Raw genomic sequence first — 25,655 nt, forward strand, 5'->3', positions numbered from 1 at the left:
TTGATAACTAAAAGATCTACTTCGTTATGGCAATTAGCTATTCAGAAATTTAAGCAAAGTAAAACAGGAATGCTTAGTTTTTTGTTTATCGTTTCTTGTGGATTAATTGCTGTTTTTTGTTATACAATTGCTCCTGACAATAGTAATTCTGCCAATCAAATGCATTTAGAAATACACTCTAAATCTCCAGGTTTTTCTGTAATGATGCTCAGTATTCCTTCTATATCTAAAAAAGAACAATCTTGGTTTTCAGTTTTTATGGATGGGAAACAAAATTCACCAACCGAAATTCCAATAAAATCTTATAAGTTAACTGATAGTCAATTAGAAGTTTTAAAGTATTCAGACGGATTAGCTAAAACCTATCCGCTGTCATTATTTAAAAATCAACCTAAAGAATATATTCAACAAAAAACATTTTGGTTTGGAACCGATAAATATGGACGTGATTTATTAAGTAGACTATTAATAGGTGCAAGAATTTCATTTTTTATCGGGTTTATTGCTGTTTTCATTTCTCTTCTAGTCGGAATTCCTATCGGAGCAATTGCAGGTTATTTTGGCGGAAAAATTGATAATTTTATTATGTGGATTATCAATATCACATGGTCTATTCCTACTCTATTATTAGTAATCGCCATCACTTTAGCTTTAGGAAAAGGTTTTTGGCAAGTATTTATTGCCGTTGGATTAACGATGTGGGTTGAAGTTGCGCGTGTAGTACGCGGGCAAGTAATTACAACCAAACAACAACAATATGTTGAAGCTGCAAAAGCTTTAGGTTTTTCTGATTTTAGAATAATTTTTAAACATATACTACCAAACATTTTAGCACCAATAATTGTAATATCAGCAGCAAATTTTGCCGCAGCAATTTTAATTGAAAGTGGTTTAAGCTTTTTAGGTATTGGTGCACAACCTCCCACTCCGTCATGGGGCGCAATGATTAAAAACCATTATAACTACATCATTTTAGGCAAACCCTTTTTAGCATTAATTCCTGGGCTAGCAATTATGAGTTTAGTAATGGCCTTTATGCTTATTGGAAATACACTTAGAGATGCTCTAGATGTAAAATCCTAGAGAACAATATTTTTAATTAATTAAAAAACACAGATAATTCTTGAGAAATTTAAAATATTATCAACTGCTTTTCTCCATTTCTTAGCTATTTCAAAAGACACTTTGAAAACTTTTAAATATAAGTTATTTTTATTAACTCTAAATAAAAATAATACATACTTTTGCGCCCAAAATAATCTAAATGAAACTATATAAAATTATATTTTTGGCACTTTTCACAGTATTCAGTGCTTATTCACAAAATGTCTTAACAGGAACAATTAAAGATACACATGGAGACGCAATTGTAGGTAGCTCTATCTTTATAAAAAAAGACGCTAAAGGAACAACTACAGGTCTTGATGGAAAATACGAACTTAAAAATTTAAAAAAAGACAGCTATTTAATTACTTTCCAATCTCTAGGGTATAAAACACAAGTTAAAGAACTAAATATCACTACTAATATTACTACTTTAAACATAGTTTTAGAAGAAGATAAAAGTATCTTAGATGAAATCGTTGTTTCAGCAGGAAGAACTTCAGAAAAAATTTCAGAAATACCTGCTTCTATAACAATTGTAGGAACAAGAGAATTAGAAAAACTAGGAACAACAACTACGAATATTAATGATATTTTAGAATTTTCTGTTCCTGGTTTGGCTTCTAGCACAGGAACTTATTCTAACTGGGGACAAACACTTCGTGGTAGACAATTATTAGTAATGGTAGACGGTATACCGCAATCTACTCCTCTACGAAATGCTAAAGTGGGTTTAAAATCTTTAAATCCAAATGATATTTCTAGAATTGAAGTTATAAAAGGAGCTACTGCTATTTATGGTAATGGTGGAGATGGTGGTATTGTAAACTACATTACTAAAAAACCAAATAAATATAAAAAAATAAGTGGTAGAACTAACTTATGGCAAACAGCAAACTTAAAAAGAGTTAAAGATGCTTTAGGCTGGGGAGTATACCAATCTTTCTCAGGTGTTCTTAATGATTTTTCATACTATGCTTCTGGAAGTTTTGAACAAACCGGTAATAAATATGATGCAAATGGCGAAGTACTACTTCCAACATATGGCTTAGATAACACAAAAATATTTAGTGGTTTATTAAAGTTAGGATACCAACTTAATGTCGATCAAAAATTAAGTTTAATGGTGAATCGTTATCAAACTCGTCAAAGTTCTCCTTTTGTTCCTACATTAGGTTCAATATCTGTAACAAATGAAGCAGGAGATTACGAAATCACACCAGGAACAGGTATATCACCAACTGCAGCAAACCCTTTATTAGGAAGTGCTACTGGAGTAACTACTACAAATGCTCAATTAAAATACGAATTATCTGATATTTTTAATGGTACAACAAGTTTAGATACTGATTTATTTTATCAGAAAAGTAAAAATATATTTTTCTATTCTGATAAATTTGTTGAAGGTGGACAATCTGTCGTAAATTCAGAAAAAATGGGACTTAGACCAAATTTCCATACTGTTTTAAACATCAATTCTCCAGTAAACATGTCTTTTACTTATGGTATTGATATTTTAAAAGATAAAACTAACCAAGGGTTATTAGATGGACGTTTATGGGTTCCTAATTTAGATTTATTTAGCTATGCGCCATATTTACAAGCTAAATTTAAATACAACCAAGATTGGGTTTTTAAAGCAGGCGTACGTTACGATGCTATGAACCTTAAAATTGAAGATTTTACTACATTACCTTACTCATCTAAGTCTGACAATAATTTTACAGACCCTATAAATGTTATTGGTGGTAGTTTAGATTTTAAAAATACATCAATAAACTTAGGACTTAGATATATTAAAAATGATGAATTTATACCTTATGTAAGTTATTCTCAAGGGTTTTCTTTACCTGACTTAGGTAGAACACTAAGAACAGCAAAAGCTGATAATGTAAATCATTTAGATATTAACGCTATTAAAACAAACAATTACGAATTTGGATTTTTATCAAAATTTAAACATGTACGTTTCGAAGCTGTTGGTTTTTACAGTACTTCAAACTTCGGCTTAGGACTTGTTTTTAACGATGATATTAATAGGTTTGAACAATCTAAAAATCCACAAAAAATATATGGAGCTGAAGTATCTACTGATTTCACTTTTTTAGAAGATAAATTACAGTTTGGTGGTTCGTATTCTTTTGTTGAAGGATTAAAACATACTCCTGGAAATCCAAATGACTTAAGCTACATTGGTGGAGATGTTGTTTCTCCCCCTAAAACGACAGCCTATATTAATATTCAACCAATAAAAAACTTAACATCATCACTACGCTTAATCTATACAGGTAATCGTAATCGATTTAACCCAAAAGAAAAAGCTGGAGTATATTCTTATAGCTATAGAGAAGTACCTGTAAAAGGATACACAATGCTTAATTTTTCAAGTACATATGCTATAAAACCTAATGTAAAATTATCAGTTGCGGTAAACAACTTATTAAATGAATTCTTTTTACCTGCAAGAGCTCAATGGGCAGCCCCATTAAGAAGTCAAACTACCGCAGGTGAAGGAATAAATGCTAAATTAGGAGTGGTTTATGAATTTTAAAACCTATCTATTCAAATAAATAATAAATTTATCACAAAAAAAAGCGAATGACAATCATTCGCTTTTTTTAACGAGTAACGTAGCAAATGAAACCTTATAAAATAATTAAAACACTTCATTTATGGCTTGGTTTAACAGTTGGAGCCATTGTTTCTTTCTCAGGGATTACAGGTTCTTTATATGTTTGGCAACCTGAAATTTCTGCTTACTTAACAAATAGAGAATTAAACATACATAACTCTAGTAAAACCTCCTATGCAAAAAGTGTTCATACTACTATAAAGTTAAAAGAAGTACATGGTGATTCTATAAAAAAACTTCAGCTTCCTTATCGAAAAAGCAATTACATTCTGTTAACTTTTTTAAATGGAACCACATATTATTACCATCCTAAAAATGGCGCTTATTTAGGATCTAATTTAAAAACAGATTCTTTTTTTAAAACTCTTTTACAACTTCATCGAAACTTATGTATAAAACCTTACGGTAGCTATATAATGGGAATTTCTTCTCTTTTATTTTGTTTTTCTATACTAATTTCAGGTTTTTTATTATGGCGTAGAAGCTATAAGAAAAGATGGAAAAAAGGCTTTACAATAACCTGGTCTTCTTCTAAGAAAAAATTTAATTACAACTTACATAAAGTAGCTGGAATCTACTTTATAATTCCATTAATAATCATGTCTTTTTCAGGAGCATATTTCACTTTTTACAAAGAGTATAGAACACTATTTTCGGTATTACCAGACTTTAAAATAGAAGATACTTCTTCATTAACAAAAATTAAGATAGGCACCTATTTTTCTATTGAAAAACACACCAAAAAACTACTTCCAAAGTATAAACTTTGGTCAATTCATTTTCCTTCAAAAAAAGATAGAGACTATAGGTTTAGATTCATAAATACTCTTGAAATTGAAAGTGGACTTAGAAAAACCGCAGATATTTTTACCGATAAGGATTTAATTACAACAAAGATAAACTCTTTTAATACCGACCCATTATCTTTAAGAGCCACAGCACAAATGTATCCAATTCATATTGGGGAATCATTTGGCTTTGTTCATCGTTTTTTAGTTTTCATTTGTGGACTAATTCCGTTAGCTCTTTACATAACAGGAATACGGTTTTACTTATTTAAAAAACGCTAAAAATTAACACAAATATTTTTTTTAAAACGCATTTGTTAGAATTAAAACATTATAAATTATAATGTATTTTAGCTAAAAAAATAACAAATGAGTTTTAGTATACAGTTTAAAACACGATGGTCAGATTTTGATGCTAATATACATATGCGCCATACCGCTTATAATGACTATGCAGCTGAAGTAAGATTACGTTTTTTTAAAGAACATAACATTACAATTCAAGACTTTACAAAAGAAAATACAGGCCCAATTCTATTTGAAGAAAATACCAAATTTTTACGTGAAATTCATATGGGAACAGATATTTCTATTAATTTAAAGGTGCTTGGGCTATCTAGTAAAGGTGAACGTTGGAAAATTCAACACGAAGTATTTAATGAAGCAGGAAAATTATCGGCAGTAATTACTGTTTACGGAGCTTGGTTAGATTTAGTTAAAAGAAAACTATCTGTGCCTCCTACTAAATTTCAAACAATATTCAATCAAGTTGAAAAAACAGAAAACTTTAAAGAAATTTTACTTAAAAGTTAATGAGTACTTCAAAAAAAATAAAATTAGTTGTTGCCATCATTGTTTTAGTTGTTAGTTATTGGTTAAATAAAAAGGAAACGCCTAGTAATTCAACTTCTGAAACACCTGTTGAAAACATAAAAGGATTTAATTATTTACCTAGTACTACAACAGGTGTCGTTATAAAACATAACGGATACCAATTATCTTACAACGAGCAGCACGAACAAGCTGAGTGGGTTGCTTACTCACTAAGTAAAAGTGATATTATTTACAACAACTTTAAACGACCATATTTTATTAACGACCCCAAAGTAAAAACAAAATCTGCTAATTGGAGAAGTTATAAAAAGTCTGGTTATGATAGAGGTCATTTATGCCCTGCTGGAGATAAGAAGTATTCTAAAGAAGCACATGATGAAACTTTTTACACCTCTAACATTACACCTCAAAAGCATAATTTTAATGCTGGTATTTGGAATAAATTAGAACAAAAAACTCGTTATTGGGCTAAGAAATATAATCAACTGTATATAGTTACTGGTGGAATTTTAAATCCTAATTTAAAAACAATAGGAAAAGACAAAGTAAGTGTACCTAATGAGTTTTATAAAATAATATTAGATTACACTAAGCCCGAAATAAAAGCTATCGCTTTTTTATTTCCTCATAAGGAAAGTAAAAAACCTTTATATGATTTTGTTGTTTCTATTGATGAATTAGAGCAAAAAACAGGAATTGATTTCTTCCCTAACTTACCAAATGCTATTGAAACCAAGTTAGAAGCTTCTAGTAGTTACAAAAACTGGAATTTTAGATAATTATAAAAAAACACCTCTTTTTCAACATAATCTCTTTATTCTATTTTATTTTTAACTATCTAATTAACAACATTTAAAATACTGTTATATCAGTCTATATGATTTTTATTCTACCGTGTTTTAAAATTGCTACAAATTTTAAACATAGTTAACTTCTAACTATGTAATGAATATTTTTTGTTTTAGCACATAGATAAAAATAAAGGTTTTAAAAACGTTACTCCCCCTCAATTCACAAAATACGAGGATATGTAAACATTTATTTGAAACGTTAAAAAATGTAGAATACTTAGACCAATCTCTGCACTTTTACGAAAGAGGTTACTACGTAAAACAAGATTATTATAACGGAATTAATACAGCATATCTACATATAACTAAGGCAGTAAATCATAAAGAAAAACAAGCGGATAAATTAATCATCTGTGCAAGTTATGGTCAGGCTATTAAAATTTGGAAAGAGATTATTGGCTAATGTGAATCTATTTCAAATACTGAATATTTTGAAAAAAGAGGAGGTAAAATTTGGATTTATATAACTTTAGCAGAAGCTTATTTAGGAATTTATAATAACAAAAAAGAGCAAGAATATTTAGAACTAGTTTCCTATTTTCCAGATTCAGATTTTGCGATGAGTACTTATAGTAAATAAAAGAATAAATTATATTTTATGTTTGAAAAATTAAAAGGAATTAAAAATATAAAAATTATGGAACAAAAAAATATACTTTTTTTTATAAGTTATTCTACAGATCCAGATTATAAACTACCTAAAAATATTGAACGTTTTTTATACTCTTTTCACAAATTTAAAACAATCAAAAGATATAATACCAAAACAAAGGCTTTCAGAGTGCAATTCAAAATGCAGGATTCGTCCTTTTTAAACTAACTAATATTTTTTACTTAACACAATAGTTATTCTTGATCCTCTATAACCATCTAAGAAAAAGGAGGCATTATTTTAAAAAAACATCTAAGAAAAATAAATTTGTTTTACATATACTTTACGCAAAGCATAAAAAAAAAGCCTTTCAGTTTCCTGAAAGGCTTTTGCTAATAGTAGCGGGAACTGGACTCGAACCAGTGACCTTCGGGTTATGAGCCCGACGAGCTACCTACTGCTCTATCCCGCGATTTCGAGTGCAAATATACTACTATTTATCTGTTCTACGCAAATAAAACATAATTATTTTTTTCAAACATGCTAAGAGTAAAATTATAATATGAAATATCGAAAATTCAGTTTTCGATATTTCATATTATTAAGTACTATTTTACAAGACATTATCCATTATATCCTGAACACATTCTGGATTTAAAAGTGTACTTGTATCTCCAAGGTTACTCGTATCTTTACTTGCTATTTTACGTAAAATACGTCTCATAATTTTTCCGCTACGTGTTTTTGGCAATCCTTTTGTAAATTGAACCTTGTCTAATTTTGCAATTGGCCCTATTTGTTCGGTTATAATCTGGTTAATTTCTTTGCGCAAATTATTATGATCTCTACCTTCTCCTGTTTCTTTTAAAGTAACATAACCATATAACGCATTTCCTTTTATGTCATGTGGAAACCCAACAATTGCACTTTCTGAAACTGCTGGATGCTCATTAATAGCATCTTCTATAGGTGCTGTTCCTAAATTATGTCCTGAAACAATAATAACATCATCAACTCGCCCTGTTATTCTATAATATCCTACTTCATCTCTAAGCGCCCCATCACCCGTAAAGTACATATTCTCGTAAGCAGAAAAGTAAGTATCTTTATAACGTTGATGATTTCCCCAAATAGTTCTAGCTATACTAGGCCAAGGGAATTTTATACATAAACGACCGTCAACTTGATTTCCTTTTATTTCTTCACCTTTCTCATCCATTAATGTTGGCTGAATACCAATGAATGGTAATGTTGCATAAGTTGGTTTTGTTGGCGTACAAAAAGGAATCGGTGTTATCATAATACCTCCTGTTTCCGTTTGCCACCAGGTATCAACAATAGGTGATTTTTTCTTACCTATATTATCATCATACCAGTGCCAAGCTTCCTCATTAATAGGTTCACCAACAGTCCCTAGCACCTTTAAACTTGATAAATCATACTTTTCAACATTCATTACTCCTTCTTTAGCCAATGCTCTAATAGCTGTTGGTGCTGTATAAAATTGAGTAACTTTATGTTTTTGCACAATTTCCCAAAAGCGCCCATAATCTGGATAACTTGGCACACCCTCAAACATAACAGTTGTTGCTCCATTTGCTAATGGACCATACACAATATAGCTATGTCCTGTTATCCAACCAATATCTGCAGTACACCAGTAAACATCATTTTCTTTATATTGAAAAACATTTTTAAAAGTATAAGCACTGTAAATCATATACCCTGCTGTAGTATGCACCATTCCTTTAGGTGTTCCTGTAGAGCCAGAAGTATATAATATAAATAAGGGGTCTTCAGCATTCATAACTTCAACCTCTATTTCATCTGAAGCTTCGTCTAATAAAGGCTGTAACCATTCATCACGTCCTTCTTTCATATCAATATCAGTATTAATACGTTTTACCACTAAAACGGTTTCCACACATTTACAATCTTCTAAAGCTTCGTCTACAATTCCTTTTAAATCAATAGTTTTAGCACCTCTATATGATCCGTCAGATGTAATAACCATTTTACAGTCTGAATCATTTATTCTTGTTGCTAGTGCATTAGACGAAAAACCTGCAAACACAACAGAATGTATTGCTCCTATCCGAGCACAGGCTAATAAAGAAATGGCTAATTCTGGAATCATTGGCAGATAAATACAAACTCTGTCTCCTTTTTTAATTCCTTTAGCTTTCAGAACATTTGCAAATTTATTCACACGATGATATAATTGCCTATAAGAAATGTGCTCAGCCGCTTCTTTTGGATCATTTGGCTCAAACAAAATGGCTGTTTTATCTCCTCTTGTTGCTAAATGCCTATCTATACAATTCTCTGTAATATTTAATTTCCCTCCTTCAAACCATTTTACTTCAGGTTTCTTAAAATCCCAACTTAAAACATTATCCCATTTTTTTCGCCAAACAAAATGCTCTTCTGCTATTTCTTCCCAAAATGCTTCAGGACTTCGGACTGATTTTCTATATATTTGATAATACTCTTCAAAATGTTTTATGTGATAATTACTCATTATTCGTTAATTTTTTAATTATAAATTCAGGTACTTTAGTATTGATATACTTACCTTATACTACCTATTACTGTAATATTTTTTTACTTACAATAACATGTTTTTTATTTTTAATAAAGACTCTATTTTAGACAAGTAATATTCTCCTTATAGAAGGTTGAATAACTCATTATTCAGATCTTTTTAGAATTAAATAAACCGAACCAATTAGGATTAAGAACCTTTAGTTTTATAAGAGACCAAGGCATAACAACAAGGCATAAACCAATTACAAGAGATTGTAATACAGTTACGCCTGTTTCATTTTCAAACTTTATTCTATAAAATAAAGTAAGTACAACATAGATAGTAATAACGATATCTGATGTACGTGGTTTTATTTGGTAATTCACGTCTTAAAATTTTAATTAAACATTGTTTGTTTGCACACAAAACCAATATTTAAGAAAGACTTATAAGACTACTTTTAAGTCACAAGTTCCATAATTTCTGAAACTATTTTCTTTACTGAAAAAGGTTTTATTAAATATTTATCTGCTCCAAGACTTAACCCTTTTTCAATGTCTGAAGCTTTATTTTTTGCGGTTAAAAAAACTACCTTCATAGCCTCTAAACTTTTTGTTTCCTTAATATATTTTAATGTTTGATATCCATCAACATTTGGCATCATAATATCTAACAATACTATTTTTGGAATATTATTTTTTAATATCTCTAATGCTTCACTACCATCTCGTGCAATGAACACTTCAAACCCCTTCTTTTTAAAGGCATACTCTAGAGTCATTACGATATTAGGCTCATCATCAACTATTAAAATTTTGTTCTTCATAAATCAGCTTACAATTTAACTAATTGGCAGTGTAAAAACAAATTTTGCTCCTGATTTTATTTCCTTTGATGCCCATATTTTTCCATTGTGTTTTTCAACGATTTGTTTTGTAATGGCTAATCCTAATCCGCTACCTTCTGGTTTTATTGTATTTTGATGTTGTGATTGATAAAATTTATCAAAAATATAATCAATATCCTCTTCTGGAACCCCTTTTCCATTATCACTTACAGAGATCTCTAATAGCTCATCACCTAACTTAGTCTCAAGTTCAATATACCCTGATTCTGAACCAGAAAATTTAATAGCATTAGAAATTAAATTGTATAAAACCTGAAGAATTCTATCTTCATCATAATGTATCTTATAACTATTTACATTTTTTACCATTATTTGGATTTCTTTTTTTGCTGCAATAGGCTGTATTCGTTCCACTGCTTTTTTAATAGTTTCTTGAATATCTAGGAAACTCATATCCAAACTCAACCTTCCTGTTTCTAATTTTTCAAAATCGAGGATGTTATTAATTAGTCGCCCTAGCCTATCTGAATCTTGAAGTATGTTTGTAAGAAATTGTTTCTTTATCTCTTGGGGCATATCATCTTCCTCATCCATTAAAAGCTCTGTAGCTGCCCTAATTCCAGTAATCGGTGTTTTAAGCTCATGAGCTACAGTATCTAAAAATTCATCTTTTTGCTTATCTTTAAGTACCAATTCTTCGTTTGCATCTTTTAATTGCGAAGACAATTCAGATAATTCTCCTGATTTTTCAATAAGAATTTTATTACTTACAATATGCTCTTTCGATTCTTCTAATATTCTAAGCACCTCAACAAGACTTATCTCTTCTTCTTTTACAACACTCGCTATTAATATTTTTGCAGAAGCACTACCTATACTTCCTGTCAAAAGCTTTTCCGAAAAATTAATCAACCTTGCGTCTGCCAGCTGTATATCTTGTGATAATTTATACTTAGTGAAAAAAAGTTTTAAAGCTCTTGTTGCTTTTTTTTCTCCCAAAAACCGAACAAGTACATTTTTAATATCTGCCACATAAGCTTCTCCTTTCCAAACTAGCGCATTATCTTGTAATGCGGAAAAGTTCTTACTGTCTACAAACATTTCAGCATAATTACGCTCCCTATAATTTCCCTTCGAAATAATAGAAAACACCAAATACGCTAATAAATTAAATAAAATACTCCAAAAAAAAGCGTGTGCTGGCGGACTTAAAAAATCGATACCAAACAATGCATAAGGCTTAAGTGCAGCAATATTATTTAATCCATACACTATAAAGTCATCTGTTCCTGTATAAACAGCTAATGTAAATGGGAGTATTAATGTATACACGGTAATGCAAAAGCCAATAATTACACCAATTATTGCTCCTTTTGATGAGCCTCGATTCCAGAAAAGTCCTATAAAAAAAGAAGGTGCTAGTTGGGCTATAATCACAAAAGAAATTAAACCTATAGAATACAAGGATAATTCTCTTGAAAAAGAAACATAGAAAAAATACGCTATTATAATAATTGTAAAAATAGAAATACGCCTAATGTTCTTAATATACTTCTCATTTCGTTCTGTTTGATTTTTAATGAATTTATCTAAAAACCCATAAGGAATAATAAGGTTATTACTCACCATTGTCGACAATGCTAATGTCGAAACCACAACCATAGAGATTACTGCAGAAAATCCGCCAAGAAAAACTAGCGTTGCAAGAAAAGAATTGCCTTTTTCCAAAGGAAGTAATAAAGTATAATATTCTGCATTTGCAGCCTCTCCAAAGGTTATTTTCCCTGCCCAAGCAATAAAAATAACAAACACATTAAATAGTAACAGATACAATGGAAACAACCAAATAGCCTTTTTTAAATATTTTTCTCGATTGTTTTCTAACACAGAAACTTGAAACTGCCTTGGCAATAAAAATATTGACATAAAAGATAATGAAATCATAAAAAACCAATTAAAACCATCTTCTAAGCCTGAAAGAGTTGTAAGATCTTTAAAATTAGCTACGTTCACTATTTTATCATAAATAGCTGTTGTGCCATCGAATAAATAAAAGGTTACATAAAACCCAATAACTAAAAAGAATATTAATTTTAATACAGATTCAAAAGCTACCGCTGCTATTATTCCTGTGTGTTTTTCAGAAGCATCTGTTTTTTGTGTTCCAAAAAAAGTAGCGAATATCGCTAAAATCAATGCTACATAAAATGTAGAATCATCTAATATATTTATTGAAACATCACTTGTTCTCCCTGCCATAATTTCAAACGTTTCAGATACAGCCTTAAGCTGTAAAGAGATATATGGCAATGTTCCTAGAAGACAAACAATAGTAACCAAAGCGCCTAAAAATCTATTATTTCCGTAACGCAATGAAATAAAATCTGCTATTGATGAAATTTTATTCTGTTTAGAAATTCGTATTACTTTACGTAAAACTAAAATCCATAAAGGTGCAGCAATTACAGGCCCCAAATAAATAGGTAAGAAATCAATTCCAGAATTAGCTGCAATACCTATGCTTCCATAATATGTCCAAGCAGAGCAATAGACTGCTAGTGATAATGTATAAACATACGGGTTGTTTACCCATTTACTTTTCTTCTTTTTTTCTGCAAGAAAAGCAATATAAAATAACACTGCCAAATACACTACAATGATAATTATAAGTGTAAAATTATTCATAGTGTCGTTTTAATACTATTGCTGATATGATAATAGAAAGTAACCAAATAGAAAATATAAAAAAATAAAATGTAGGAATTCCAAATATTGCTCCTTCGAAATTAAAAATTAAGACAAAGGGAACATTGAATAGTAAAAACAGTACAATCGAAAGGACGATTAGTTTTTGTTCGTGACGTTTCTTCATTAAAATTATACTAGTTGTATATACGTTTATTTGGATGGTAAAAAGTAGTGAAAAAAATCAGCATTACAAAAATTGTAATGCTGATTACTCTTTAACTAACTAGTTTAAAAATAATGCTCTTATTCTTTTATTTTACTATTTCAGAATAGTAGCGCTTTTCTTTTAATGATCAGAAGCTTCTCCTGCTCCGGAAGGTATTCTAATGTTTTCTACAATTTCTTGAACACTTTCTGGTGGTGCAGGTGTCATTCTTGAGATAACTACAGATATTACAAAGTTTACAAACATGGCAACGGTACCAAATCCTTCGGGAGAAATCCCAAACCACCAGCTAGATTTTAAACCAGCTACAGCAGATTTACCTCCATCAAAAATTCCGAACTTGAACTTTAACATATAAAGTAACATTAAACTTAACCCTATAACCATACCAGCAATAGCACCTTCTTTATTCATACGTTTATCAAATATACCCAGTACAATGGCAGGAAAAAAGGAGGCAGCCGCGAGACCAAAGGCCAAGGCGACGACGGCGGCGACAAATCCTGGTGGATTTATACCGAAGTACCCAGCAATTACAACTGCTACAGCTGCTGCTAAACGTGCAGCAACAAGCTCCCCTTTTTCACTAATTTTTGGCATTAATATTTTCTTAAATAAATCATGAGAAATTGAAGATGCAATTACTAATAGCAATCCTGCTGCTGTAGATAATGCAGCTGCTAAACCACCAGCACCTACCAGCGCGATTACCCAATTAGGTAGTTTTGCTATTTCTGGATTTGCGAGCACCATAATGTCTCGATCTATTGTTAATTCATTCGTTACTTTATCAGCAACATATTGAACTACACCATCATTATTTTTATCTTCAAAACCTAATAATCCTGTCTTTTCCCAATTACCAAACCATTCTGGTAATTCTTCATATTTTTCATTACTTACCGTTTCTATAAGATTTACTCTTGCAAATACTGCTACCGCCGGAACCGTTGTATACATTATTGCAATAAAAAGTAAAGCCCAACCAGCAGATTTTCGTGCATCTTTAACTTTAGGTACCGTAAAAAAACGAACAATAACGTGAGGTAACCCAGCTGTACCTGCCATTAAAGCTAATGTTATCGCAAAGACGTCTATCATCGATTTGCTTCCTGTAGTATATTCACTAAACCCAAGTTCGGCATGTAAACTATCCAACTTATCTAATAAATAAACTCCATCTTCTCCTGCCCCTCCAAATCCTATTTGAGGTATAAGACTTCCTGTCATTTCAAACGAAATATAAATAGCAGGTACCATAAAAGCAAAAATAAGTACACAGTATTGTGCTACTTGTGTGTAGGTAATTCCTTTCATACCTCCCAATACAGCATAAAAAAGTACGATTGTCATACCAATATAAACACCTGTTTCAATATCTACTTCTAAATAACGAGAGAATACAATTCCTACCCCTCTCATTTGACCAGCTACATATGTAAATGATACAATTAGGGCAGCAATTACAGCAACAATACGTGCTACATTAGAATAGTACCTATCTCCAATAAAATCGGGCACTGTAAATTTTCCAAATTTCCTTAAATACGGTGCGAGTAACAATGCCAAAAGCACATATCCTCCTGTCCATCCCATTAAGTACACAGAGCCATCGTAGCCTCCAAAGGATACAATACCTGCTAGTGATATAAATGATGCTGCAGACATCCAATCGGCAGCAGTTGCCATACCGTTAACAATGGGGTGTACGCCACCACCTGCTACATAAAATTCTTTTGATGATCCTGCTCTGGCCCAAATTGCAATTCCAATATAAAGTGCAAAAGTGATTCCTACGAGTATCCAGGTCCAAGTTAATAGTCCCATAATATATTTGTTTAGTTTATTGTTAGTTTATTCGTCAACTCCATATTTTTTATCCAACTTATTCATCAATCTTATATAGACGAATATGAGCACAACAAATACATAAATAGACCCTTGTTGCGCAAACCAGAATCCTAATTTAAACCCTCCTATTTTAATAGTGTTTAACTGATCAACTAGCAATATTCCAAATCCGAAGGAAACCACAAACCAGATAGCTAATAAAATGGCTAAGTATTTTAAGTTTTCCTTCCAGTACGCTGTTGCGTTATTTTGTTTTTCAGACATAGTTTTATATTTTATAAATAAATCATCGCTTGAAGCGATATGATATTAGAATCTGCTACTCCAAATTTTTGTTTTTTATATTCTAATGTTAATTTTGAATTATGACCACTCATATAAGCATTTACACCAATACCTAGCGTACTTCTATTATCGCTTATAGCATCATAACTATGTGTTCCATAACTTAAATAAGGCTGATATCTAGTTTTACTTTTATCTCCTTTAAAAACATATCCTACGTGACCATATACCATACTTCCTGTTCCGTAAGCACTAAATAAATAATCTTTCCCGTAATTACTTGATTGAAACATCGCATATGCTGTTAAAGCACTACCATTTTCACCAATTGGTGTATCGTAAAATGCATCTACCGCAAAAATTGTAACATCTTCTCCTACGATGTTAGGAGCGACAATTGTTCCGTTGTCTATAACGGATCCTTTTGGATGCAGAAAGAAACCTGCTCCAATATTAAAAACTTTTTTCCCTCCTAAGTAGGTTCCTACTTTATATGGCAAAAAATTTGATTCTTGATCAAAGAATTGATAATCGAAATAACCTGCATAAGACCTACCAGCTTCTTTAGATCCTAAAGTAGCACGACCATTATAAACAGCATTTCCACCCGCTTCTGCAGCTCTATTATCTAAAGATGAGACTGAAGCATCATTTATTGCAACACGGTATTGAAGGCGTTTAAATTTTCCTTTCACAAAAATACCTAAGTGTCGTGCGAACTGATCAGACAATCCTATAGTAGCCCAAGCTTGACGGTGGTTATCTAAGGTCATCATATTTAGTGTACTCTGATTATTCAAACGAGAGATACCATTAAAATAATGCAAACCAGCTCCTACAGCATGATTATCTCCTAGATTATATTGTCCCCATACATCATGAAAAAACAATTGTGATCCATCTCCTTTTCCTGTTGGACTTAGCGAAGAACTTGTTAAACTGTTAAGTCCAAAATGCGTTAAAATTAAAAAGTCTTTATTAATCTGTGCAAACATTAAAATACGAGCACGTCGCAAATTAAAACTTAACGAGCTATTTTCATTTCCGTTTGCATCAAAAGTATCATCTGTATTATAGTTCGCTTGTACTTGTGCCCAGGAAATGACTCGAAGATATTTTGAGCCGTCCTCATTGAATTTGACTTTAAGACCTCCTGTATAATCAGGAGACCCTTGGGCATTAATAAACTGAAAGGACAAAAGAAATAGTCCCATCACTAAAAGGGTTTGATTTTTCATTAGTTTTTAAGAGTTTGGTTAATCAATATTAGTTTTGTGTGCACCACTAAACTCTTAAAAACAATCTGTTAATAAAAAACCAATATACTTATCTGTTAAATAAGTATACTTAATCTTTAAAACGCTCCCATTTAATAAGCATAAATTTATCTCCTAACTCAGTAACAATTACACCTGCGCCCTTAATATTTTCGGAATTTTTAAAATAATAACCAAGCTCAGCAGCATTTAAAATTTTATACGTTGGGTGATAATTAGCACTATTGGGACGTTTGATATTATATTTCTTTACCCAGTTCATAACGCTTACATGAGAAATTCCTAAAATACGTTCGATTTCACGGTAAGTTAAACCCTCTAAATACAATTGAAGTGATTTGTTTACATAATAGTCGTCAATCTTCTTACCTATCTTATTTACAGTAAAGAAATAATTGCATTTTTTACACTTATAACGCTGTCTATCATTAACAATTCCGCTTTTAATTTTATGATCAGAATTACAATTTGGACAAACATCTATTTTCATATATACTAAATTAGCATAAATATATCAATTTAGCAATGTTTTTTTTATTAAAAAACGAATAAAACAACATAATCATCATGAAAAATACGTTAAAAAACTAAATTTCATAAAAAACCAACCATTTCATTAAACATTTCAACATTACTAAAAAAACAAGTAGATATCACATAGGTACTTTAGACAATTCTAAATTTAAATAACACCCCACTACTGACATAAGGCTGTCACTTACCTTATTTACTTTTGCTTTAAATAATCCTACAAACAAAACACTATACAATGTATATATTTGATTTTAGGTATTGAAATAAACGAGATTTAGAAAAAAATATTTATGTCAGAATTATTTAAGAACATTTACAATGAAACATTCTTTAGTCGATTTACCACCTCTATTACAGCGGTTATTCCTGATTTTGATTCCAAATATTTTTTGAAAGAGGTTTACAATAATGAATGGGAAAGCAAAGAGCTAAAGCAACGAATGAGACATATTACGCATGTGCTCAAAAATAATTTAACAAACGATTTTAAAGATAATGTTGAAATCATACTAAAACTTATTCCTGCATTAGAAAAAAATGGTTTTAAACCAAATAACTTAGAATTCATATTCTTTCCTGATTTCATAGAGATTTATGGAATAGATGATTTTGATACTTCCGTTAATGCTTTTGAAGTTATTACTCAGTTTGTAAGTTGTGAATTTGCGGTTAGACCTTTTATTATTCACTACCCTAAAACAATGCTACAACAGATGCTTGATTGGTCTAACCACAAACAATCTATGGTTAGGCGACTTGCCACAGAAGGCTGTAGACCAAGACTTCCATGGGCAATGGCAATTCCGTTTTTAAAAGAAAATCCAGAACCGATAATTCCTATTCTTGAAAACTTAAAGAATGATGTTTCAGAAAATGTTAGAAGAAGTGTTGCAAATAACCTAAATGATATTTCAAAAGACAATCCTACAATAGTAATTTACCTTGTTAAAAAATGGAAAAACACAACAAAAGAATCAGTTTCTTTGACTAAACACGCCTGTAGAACTCTTTTAAAACAAGGTAATTTAGAAGTAATGGAATTATTTGGTTTTGGAGATATTGATAAAATAAAAATAACCGATTTTAAAATTACTACGCCAATAGTTTCCATTGGTGGTGCTTTAGAATTTTTATTCAATATTGAAAACATCAATAATACAGCATCAAAAATAAGATTAGAATATGGTCTTTATTATCAAAAGGCTAATAGCTCTCTTTCAAAAAAAGTATTTAAAATAAGCGAAAAAGAATATTCAGGAAATTCAACAACAATTGTTCGGCGAAAACAATCTTTTAAAGTAATTACTACTCGAAAATTTCACATTGGTAAGCATCAGTTATCTATTATTATAAATGGAGTAGAATTTGAGAAAATAGATTTTGAGTTGACTGCATAAAAAAGCTTCACATTTCTGTGAAGCTTTTTTTAGTAATTTAAACAGATACCAAACCCATAACCTTCGTTCGAGTTATGAATACCCTATAGTTCTACATCTATGAACTAAAATTAGTCTCAGCATACCAAGTTTTATTATTTGCTTCAAAATCAATTGGGTTAGAATCTTTTTCCCAATCTATCTTATCTAAACTAATCTTTTGTAATGTAGGATTATCATTTGTATAATAGTAATAATTAATTTTACCAAAACTATTATGCTCCCTTATTACACACCATTTTGTGTGATCATAACCATTTTTCATATCCCATTTATTCTTATTTTCATTCTTATTCCCACAATTATTCTTATTGGGAACAATAGTTCCTACAGGAACTTGTAATGTTTGTATAAGTTGCTGTATATGTGTTACAGCATCTTGCGAGTTAGTAGCTTCAAAATTTACTTCTGAAAATTTAGAGGCTCTAACAAATCGTGATTTAGGTGTAGCATCACCTGGTAAACCATTATGTTCAATTTTACCAGACATCCCACTCCCATTAGTATCTTGAGAACATTTAGATGAATCATTTTCACAATAAGTGTACTCTTTATTTTCAAAAGTTAAATCATCATACTTTTTTAAATTAATAAGTTGTTTGTCATAAAAAGGATAATTTGTAAGTACTCCGTTTGTAGGTTGATGAGTTATCATCTTACCACCTTTAAACTCTACTATAAGGCTTTTTCCTTTTGAATCTGAAAATACAAAATGCTGGGGTATAAACTTATTTAATGAAGTTGAAAAATTAATAACATTAACACCTTCCAGTTTATCAACGACATCATTTACGGTAGCACATGTTGCCAATATATAAGCGACCAAATGAATAGATAAAATATTCTTTTTAGTAATATTTGGCTTAGGGTAATCTGCACATGGCATCCATAGTGTTGCTCCAGATAATCCTTTCTCATTCATTCCGTCCATGCAGGTTGGAATTTCAAATTCCCATTTCTCTACCTTAAAATATGCGTGTGTACTAAGATAACCATAGGCATTTTCCCATTCTGTTATTTCAAATTCTTTCTTAAATTTTGTAAACTCTGTTTCATTATTAAACAAAATATCATAATATTTTTCACTTCTTGGTATTTTATGGAGTTTAGTGATAAAATCACCTCCAAAATCCATCGTTCTCGCAGATATTACTGCATCTCCATTTTTTGATTTTAATAATATGTTTGTGCACATCGGCTTTGTAAATTAATTATTTTTAAATCTATTTAAATTTAGAGCTATACATTTCTCAGTAAGTATATCATCTGAAAAATCAATTGATATCAAATTAGGATATATATTCTTAGTCATTTGTAAAACTCCTTTATCAATCTCTCTCCAGGCTTCTTCTGCATAAGATTGTATTGATTTTGCTTCTTTTGGATGTACTGAAGCTGCAAGAGCTTGTTGAAATTGCATTGTTAACGTCCAACTAAGTTTGAATAAACCGTTTTTGTAATATTTTTTCATTTGATCTAATTGATATTCAACCATATCATTTACATCAATAGTACTTTTTCGTTTATCCTTTTCATCTTCTTTATCTTTTCTTACCAAGCCTAATTTACTCACTGGATACATCCCATCACTTAGATCTGAAACAGGAACATTTAAGCCTGTTAAAAACAATAAAACCACCCCTTTCGTACCAGTAAATTGATTCAATTTTTTATCAGATAACCGATTAACTTTTTCTTTAGACCTATTATTTAATAATTTAAACTTATTCAACAAACGATTCCATTCAGAAGAATTGAATTCCCATTCTTCAGCTCTACTTGCATTATCAGTATTATAGGCATGCGAAACATTAATTATTATCATTTCTTTATGCTTTTCAGTAAAACAATTTACCTGACTAATAAAATCATCTATCAATAAACCTCTAGAACCTACAATAAATTTCTCACCTTCAATCTTACCCTGAGTATAATGCCCTGTGTAAAATTCACCTCCACCAATGATTGGTCGTAAATCAAAATAACGCACTCCTGCAGTTAATTGCTCTGTAAAACTATATTTTTGAGTTTGAGTATTACAATTATTTGAAAAGCTTGTAGATTGGGTAATTACACTCATTCCTGAATCATGTGAAGCAGGTAATGTAAGTTCTTTTATTTTTTTTCCTCCTAGGATTTCCAAATTATCGGTCATCCAATTTGAATAATTTTTCATATTTTATTTTTTAATTAAATTGATACATTTTTAGAGATAGGTAAAACCATTTTACCTACACCTAAAACTATTAAAGGTAAAAGACTAGATATATTAGACGATAAATTTGATACTGCTCCTTCTGCTATAAACGACACAGCGTTGCTTGCCAAAGAATTAAAAGGTCCAAGTCCTGAAATATTTACAGAGGTATGCCCAGAAGTTATTTTAGACGAATCAATATCAAAACGATCTATAGTAATCGTGTTATTTACAATTGTGCCTGAAACAGAAAGCTCTCCATTTACATTATAACCATGCATTTTTATTCGAGCATCTGGTCCTTCTTTGATAGTCATACATTTTTCCCCAAAAACTGGAACATCAACACATCCTTTCGCTTTTATTTCACATCCAGCATGAGCTTCTAAATCACCATTAGTGCCAAAGTTAAAAGTTGCTCTAGCTGAAAAAGTGTTTGCTTCAACAGGTATCTCTACTGAATTAACATTTATCTCCTTAAAAGTACTAGATGATAATCCTCTTAAACCATCTAAACTATATTTAAAATATGCAGTAGCATTTACAGAGAAACCTTCTATTCCAATACTGATAGACCCAATATTTTTAGGTCCATATTCAGAACTTCCTCCTGTAGGGTCAAAACCTTTATTAGTAATTGTCTTTTTAACAACCTCATTAATAGTTTCTAAATTGTTTTTTAAAATAATATTTAAAATTTCTTTGAAATTCATGAATTTTAATATTTAGTTAGTTTTCCTTACTCTATTCAACATAGGCTTTTCAGGTTCCGCCTTTATTTATTAGTTAATTATCTATTGATTGGTACACAAAGTGATACTAATCTTCTATTGTATTAAAGCATTTATAGCAAACACTCCGCTCCTGATTAAATCAGATAAACGGTGTCTGTAATTTTCACTTTGTATTTACATAAACCCTTTTACAAAAAGATTTTCTTTTTGGTGGTAAATATTGTTATATAAAATATCAGAATTATGTACTTTTGAGAATAATAACTTTTTTACTTATTATCCTTGATAGCTAACTATTGATCATCTATCAAGGATAAATATTTATTAATGTTCGTTGCTTTATAACTTCATGATATAAGCTAAAACAAAATATGGAGGACGGTTTTCGTGAGGCTTATCACCTCCCGTTTCAAAACTATGCAAATCAGAAAAAGGACTACAACCATCTTCATTTCCATTGACCATTGTATTTGGCGATCCATTGGATCCCTCAAAAGATCTTTTCCAATAACGAATACCTATAGATTCTAACCTAGAAGAATGGCTATGTTTAGGCATCTGCTCTTTAGTTAATGTCACCTCTTTTTCCCCTCCACTCTTTTCGATTAAATTATAATCAGAATCATTAGGGTTGTACCCTACAATAAATCTACCTCTTAAATCTGGAGTTCCATTTGTTTTATCACATAAACTCCATCCTTTTGGAGCTGTTGATCCATTCCACATTACTATTGTTCCTTTGGGAATTAGTTCATTTCCTTCCTCCTTAATTTTCTCCGATGTATCAATACAACCTAAAGATTTTATCTCTTTTTGAAAATTAACCTGATCATTTATATTTAATTTCCCTTCTTTTCCTGATAAACTTCCTTGAATTTCTACATCATCATCAAAAGAAGCTTTTTCAGTTACGTTCAAAGTTCCATTTACATCCAATTTTGCTGTAGGTGTTGTTGTACCAACACCAATATTGTTAGAACAATATAAAGATGCTTTTTGCACAGGTACTGTTATTTGCCCATCAGGAAAACCTACAAAGCCACTATAATTCAAAACGAACATTGCTGTACCACTTAAATAATCGGTTACAATTTCTGAAAATTCGATATCAATATAATCAGAAGGTTGCAAGATAATATCAGTTTGACTACTAGATAAAATACAAGTTCTATTTACAAAAGAAGCTAGAGGAGATAATGTCCAGTCATTTCTTGTATTTTCCTTACCTCTTTTAAAGTCTATTTTTATATTTTTTATATTTTCATCAGAAGAAAGTCCTGTTTCATCATCATTATTTACCTGAATAGCAATTGTAGCATTTTGATTAAAATTCAATGAATTATATTCACTACTATTAAATAATCGTAATGAAAGTGTATTCTCTGTTCTTCCATCATTTAAAACATTTGGAACATTTATCCATTGAGCAACAAAAGGAAATATTGCTTTTTTATCCAATTTTTCAATAGCTAAATCAATAGTAGTTTCACTTGAATTGTTCCAATTAACATCTTGTTTTCCCTCTTCACTAACACACAAAGAAGGAACCTCAAGACCAGAATGTTTAATATAATTAAAATGGATTTGTAGAAAGGTTCCTTTATATTTTAAATCATTTTTAATTATTAAGTTAAATATTTCTAATGAAAAAGGATTTTCAAAAGAATAACTCAAAGCTTTATTCCCTTGATATAAAAAGAAAATGTAATCATAACTTTCATCTTCAGTTTTTATTTTATAAGTCCAATCTTTCGTTTTTAATTTTTGTTCACAATTTTCTTTTAATGGAGCTATTTGCTGATTTTTCCCAAGCTTTAAATAGAAATGAAAATGATCATTACTTACTGTTTTATTATTTGATTGATTAAAAGTAATTTTTCTTTCAGCCTTTAATTGAATGTTAATTGCTGCTATAGGTCCTTTTTCTTCTGAGAAAAGGGTATTTGGTCTTTCTGGATAATCAGCATATGTTAAACTAAACTGAAATGGCACTGATGATAAATCTTCTTTCATCTTTTAACTATTTAATAACCCCTACTCTATTCAATACAGGCTTTTCGGATATCGCCTTTTGTCAAATACAAATGTCAACAGAACTGAAAAATATATGTATAGGGCTTTCTCTATATTAAAAAAAATAGGGAATTTACTATCTTACCTTTTTCAATGTTTTAAGCATAAAAAAGGAATCAATCTAGTCTAGATTGATTCCTTTTTTTTATACTGTTTACGTTTCAAAATAAACGTATGCTATTTATGGATTTGATTAATCCAATAGTATTAAGTTATTCGGATCTATTAATTTATTTTGGACTGCATACATAATAAGTCCTACAGAGTTTCTTACTCCTGTTTTAACGAGTAAATTACTTTTATGCATTTCAACTGTTTTTGGTGAAATAAACAGCCTGTCCGCAATTTCTTTTGTGGTTAATTGTTGACACAAGAGTTCTAAAACCTCTAGTTCTCTTTCCGAAAGACTGTCTTTAGAATTAAGATGTAACTTCGGACTTTTTGTAGCCACTTGCTTTCGTAAACTAACAATTTGTTCCTCTAAAAAATAATGTCCATATTCATATACTCTATATATAATTTCTATCAATTCTTCTGGATCAATTTCTTTTGGCAGAAAAGCATCACATCCTAGCTTTAACATTTGCCCCATATAAGAAGCATCATAATGACTAGACATCACAATAACCTTAGGACTTTCTTCCATTATAGATAACTTCTCTAATACTTCTAATCCACTACCATTTTTCATACGTAAATCCAAGAGTACAACATCAGGAATTGTTACATTGTTTCCGAATTCTTCTAAAAACTGATTTCCGCTATTAGCAATATAAAGTGTTTTAATAGTACTATTTCGTTCAAAAAAATCTCGCAATAGTGTAGACACCATTATATCATCATCTACAATTGCAATTTGAATTATGGGAGTTTGTCTTTTCATCTCTATAATTTAAGGTAAGTTTACTTTTAATAAAAAGCTTGTTTTAATATCTGGGATACTTTTAAATTTATGAATTCCGTTTAACAATTGTGTTCTTGCTGTTATATTTTTCAACCCCAATCCAGCAATATTAGAATCTTTAAAGCCAACACCATTATCTTCTATTTTTAATGCAACATTGCTTTTAGTAACTCTTAATAAAAATACAATTTTAGTCGCATTCGCATGTTTTATAATATTTGTGGTTACTTCTTGTACAATTCTTACCAATTGTAATTTAACACTTGCTTCAACTTTACTATTATCATGTATAACACTATGTATTTGAACTTCTGTACTTGCCTCTAAATCTAGAATTAATTTGGCTAACAACTCTTCTACCGGTGTTTCTTCAATAAGCGGAGGCATTAAATCATATGAAATCAATCGCACTGTTTTAATACACTCTTTAAGCTTTTCGTTTACAGCTTTTTCATCCTCTTTTTTTGATAATCGAATAACATTTAATTGCGAAACTATTCCGTCATGAATATCTTGCGCAATTCGGTTCCGTTCTTTTTCTTGTGTAAGAATGGTCGTTTTTAATAATTCTTTTTGATACGAGATTATTAAATCGTGTTTTTTCTTTTCTTCCGTTTTAATTTTTTTAACATGAATTTTTAAAAACAAAATTAAAAAGAACAACAAAACAACAATTATAAAAAGACCTAGTACTAACCATATAACAGGTATTATTGAACCTTCAAAATTTTCCATAAATAATACACAAATGAGATATAAAACAACTGTAAAAACACAGCTCTAAAAAACCAAAACCAACTAACTAGTGTAAGGTTATTATTTATTAAATAGCTTGTAGCTATTGCCAAAAAAGCATCAATACAAAAGAAAAAAAGAATGCTGCTATTTAAAATGATTTCATACTTACAAGGCTTAATATCTTCTTTTAAAAAGCTATAGAAATACATCAAACTATAAAAAGTAATCGTTAGTGAATAAACAAAACGACCATCAAATTGCAAATAGTTTTCAGGTACTACAACACTCGTTAACAATACTAATACACCAATACTAATTACCCATACTTTAAATTCATTTTTAAATAAACTAACTTTTGAAAAATAAAAAATTGTAAAAAAAACAAAATGCACAAAAAAGGAAACTAACATTAATAACCTCACATTATTATTAACAACAAAAGGAAATACAGAAACAATTTCTATTATAAATAATAGTGCAATGTAAATCCAATTATGCTTTTTTTGCATTAAACAACACGATATAACACCCCATAAA

At 30.2% G+C, this 25,655-nt stretch carries 22 protein-coding genes and 1 tRNA gene; 7 read left to right on the forward strand and 16 right to left on the reverse strand.

The window, feature by feature from the left end; all coding sequences use genetic code 11:
• Positions 1 to 3 precede the first annotated feature (3 nt).
• The 6 genes from CXF68_RS01125 (at position 4) to CXF68_RS21155 (ending at position 6,612) form a co-directional block, all read left to right on the forward strand.
• A complete protein-coding gene (locus CXF68_RS01125) occupies positions 4 to 1,083 on the forward strand; it encodes an ABC transporter permease (RefSeq protein WP_101047282.1) in 1,080 nt (359 codons plus the stop codon).
• A 181-nt stretch (positions 1,084 to 1,264) separates the two neighbouring features.
• Entirely contained in the window at positions 1,265 to 3,655 is a 2,391-nt protein-coding gene (locus CXF68_RS01130; protein ID WP_101042527.1) for a TonB-dependent receptor, read from the forward strand.
• A gap of 86 nt (positions 3,656 to 3,741) precedes the next feature.
• On the forward strand, positions 3,742 to 4,806 hold the full coding sequence (locus CXF68_RS01135) for a PepSY domain-containing protein (RefSeq protein ID WP_101042528.1): 1,065 nt from the start codon (positions 3,742 to 3,744) through the stop codon (positions 4,804 to 4,806).
• An 87-nt stretch (positions 4,807 to 4,893) separates the two neighbouring features.
• The gene (locus CXF68_RS01140) at positions 4,894 to 5,337 is read left to right on the forward strand and encodes a thioesterase family protein (protein ID WP_028890266.1); all 444 of its coding nucleotides are present in this window, start codon (positions 4,894 to 4,896) and stop codon (positions 5,335 to 5,337) included.
• Positions 5,337 to 6,137 (forward strand): DNA/RNA non-specific endonuclease, encoded by an 801-nt coding sequence (locus CXF68_RS01145; protein ID WP_101042529.1) that lies wholly within the window; start codon positions 5,337 to 5,339, stop codon positions 6,135 to 6,137. The genes CXF68_RS01140 and CXF68_RS01145 overlap by 1 nt, the downstream gene beginning before the upstream one ends.
• Before the next feature lie 247 nt (positions 6,138 to 6,384).
• A complete protein-coding gene (locus tag CXF68_RS21155; protein ID WP_369800549.1) occupies positions 6,385 to 6,612 on the forward strand; it encodes a tetratricopeptide repeat-containing protein in 228 nt (75 codons plus the stop codon).
• A gap of 588 nt (positions 6,613 to 7,200) precedes the next feature.
• Here the strand turns inward: CXF68_RS21155 and CXF68_RS01155 are convergent.
• The 9 genes from CXF68_RS01155 to CXF68_RS01200 all read right to left on the reverse strand — a co-directional run bounded on the left by CXF68_RS01155 (position 7,201) and on the right by CXF68_RS01200 (position 16,992).
• Positions 7,201 to 7,273 (reverse strand) — tRNA-Met (locus CXF68_RS01155).
• Between the two features lie 141 nt (positions 7,274 to 7,414).
• Entirely contained in the window at positions 7,415 to 9,322 is a 1,908-nt protein-coding gene (gene acs, locus CXF68_RS01160) for an acetate--CoA ligase (protein ID WP_101042531.1), read from the reverse strand.
• A 173-nt stretch (positions 9,323 to 9,495) separates the two neighbouring features.
• Complete coding sequence (locus CXF68_RS20930; RefSeq protein WP_101042532.1) at positions 9,496 to 9,714, reverse strand: hypothetical protein; 219 nt, start codon at positions 9,712 to 9,714, stop codon at positions 9,496 to 9,498.
• 74 nt (positions 9,715 to 9,788) lie between these two features.
• Positions 9,789 to 10,154 (reverse strand): response regulator transcription factor, encoded by a 366-nt coding sequence (locus CXF68_RS01170; protein WP_028890270.1) that lies wholly within the window; start codon positions 10,152 to 10,154, stop codon positions 9,789 to 9,791.
• Between the two features lie 15 nt (positions 10,155 to 10,169).
• Positions 10,170 to 12,860 carry a sensor histidine kinase gene (locus CXF68_RS01175; RefSeq protein ID WP_101042533.1) on the reverse strand — a complete coding sequence of 897 codons (2,691 nt, stop codon included), beginning with the start codon at positions 12,858 to 12,860 and terminating at the stop codon, positions 10,170 to 10,172.
• 349 nt (positions 12,861 to 13,209) lie between these two features.
• The gene (locus CXF68_RS01185) at positions 13,210 to 14,916 is read right to left on the reverse strand and encodes a sodium:solute symporter family protein (RefSeq protein ID WP_101042535.1); all 1,707 of its coding nucleotides are present in this window, start codon (positions 14,914 to 14,916) and stop codon (positions 13,210 to 13,212) included.
• Positions 14,917 to 14,943: 27 nt separating this feature from the next.
• Positions 14,944 to 15,204: a DUF4212 domain-containing protein gene (locus CXF68_RS01190; protein WP_101042536.1), complete on the reverse strand. Its 261-nt coding sequence runs from the start codon at positions 15,202 to 15,204 to the stop codon at positions 14,944 to 14,946.
• An 11-nt stretch (positions 15,205 to 15,215) separates the two neighbouring features.
• Complete coding sequence (locus CXF68_RS01195) at positions 15,216 to 16,463, reverse strand: hypothetical protein (RefSeq protein WP_101042537.1); 1,248 nt, start codon at positions 16,461 to 16,463, stop codon at positions 15,216 to 15,218.
• 109 nt (positions 16,464 to 16,572) lie between these two features.
• The gene (locus tag CXF68_RS01200) at positions 16,573 to 16,992 is read right to left on the reverse strand and encodes a helix-turn-helix domain-containing protein (RefSeq protein ID WP_101042538.1); all 420 of its coding nucleotides are present in this window, start codon (positions 16,990 to 16,992) and stop codon (positions 16,573 to 16,575) included.
• A 334-nt stretch (positions 16,993 to 17,326) separates the two neighbouring features.
• Between CXF68_RS01200 and CXF68_RS01205 the strand changes: the two genes are divergently transcribed.
• Positions 17,327 to 18,433: a DNA alkylation repair protein gene (locus tag CXF68_RS01205; RefSeq protein ID WP_101042539.1), complete on the forward strand. Its 1,107-nt coding sequence runs from the start codon at positions 17,327 to 17,329 to the stop codon at positions 18,431 to 18,433.
• A gap of 97 nt (positions 18,434 to 18,530) precedes the next feature.
• On the opposite strand, the gene CXF68_RS01210 is transcribed toward CXF68_RS01205, so the two are convergent.
• From CXF68_RS01210 to CXF68_RS01240, 7 genes are all read right to left on the reverse strand, one after another.
• Positions 18,531 to 19,667, reverse strand: a complete 1,137-nt coding sequence (locus CXF68_RS01210; protein ID WP_101042540.1) for a linear amide C-N hydrolase — start codon at positions 19,665 to 19,667, stop codon at positions 18,531 to 18,533.
• Positions 19,668 to 19,679: 12 nt separating this feature from the next.
• Complete coding sequence (locus CXF68_RS01215; protein ID WP_101042541.1) at positions 19,680 to 20,648, reverse strand: hypothetical protein; 969 nt, start codon at positions 20,646 to 20,648, stop codon at positions 19,680 to 19,682.
• Positions 20,649 to 20,662: 14 nt separating this feature from the next.
• Positions 20,663 to 21,382: a hypothetical protein gene (locus CXF68_RS01220; RefSeq protein ID WP_101042542.1), complete on the reverse strand. Its 720-nt coding sequence runs from the start codon at positions 21,380 to 21,382 to the stop codon at positions 20,663 to 20,665.
• A gap of 360 nt (positions 21,383 to 21,742) precedes the next feature.
• Positions 21,743 to 23,416 carry a hypothetical protein gene (locus CXF68_RS01225; RefSeq protein WP_101042543.1) on the reverse strand — a complete coding sequence of 558 codons (1,674 nt, stop codon included), beginning with the start codon at positions 23,414 to 23,416 and terminating at the stop codon, positions 21,743 to 21,745.
• Positions 23,417 to 23,669: 253 nt separating this feature from the next.
• Positions 23,670 to 24,359 (reverse strand): response regulator transcription factor, encoded by a 690-nt coding sequence (locus CXF68_RS01230; RefSeq protein WP_101042544.1) that lies wholly within the window; start codon positions 24,357 to 24,359, stop codon positions 23,670 to 23,672.
• A gap of 9 nt (positions 24,360 to 24,368) precedes the next feature.
• The gene (locus CXF68_RS01235) at positions 24,369 to 25,115 is read right to left on the reverse strand and encodes a sensor histidine kinase (protein WP_101042545.1); all 747 of its coding nucleotides are present in this window, start codon (positions 25,113 to 25,115) and stop codon (positions 24,369 to 24,371) included.
• Positions 25,091 to 25,627: a hypothetical protein gene (locus CXF68_RS01240; RefSeq protein WP_101042546.1), complete on the reverse strand. Its 537-nt coding sequence runs from the start codon at positions 25,625 to 25,627 to the stop codon at positions 25,091 to 25,093. Before CXF68_RS01240 ends, CXF68_RS01235 begins: the two co-directional genes overlap by 25 nt.
• Positions 25,628 to 25,655 lie beyond the last annotated feature (28 nt).

The sequence above is a fragment of the Tenacibaculum sp. Bg11-29 genome, from assembly GCF_002836595.1.
GTDB lineage: Bacteria > Bacteroidota > Bacteroidia > Flavobacteriales > Flavobacteriaceae > Polaribacter.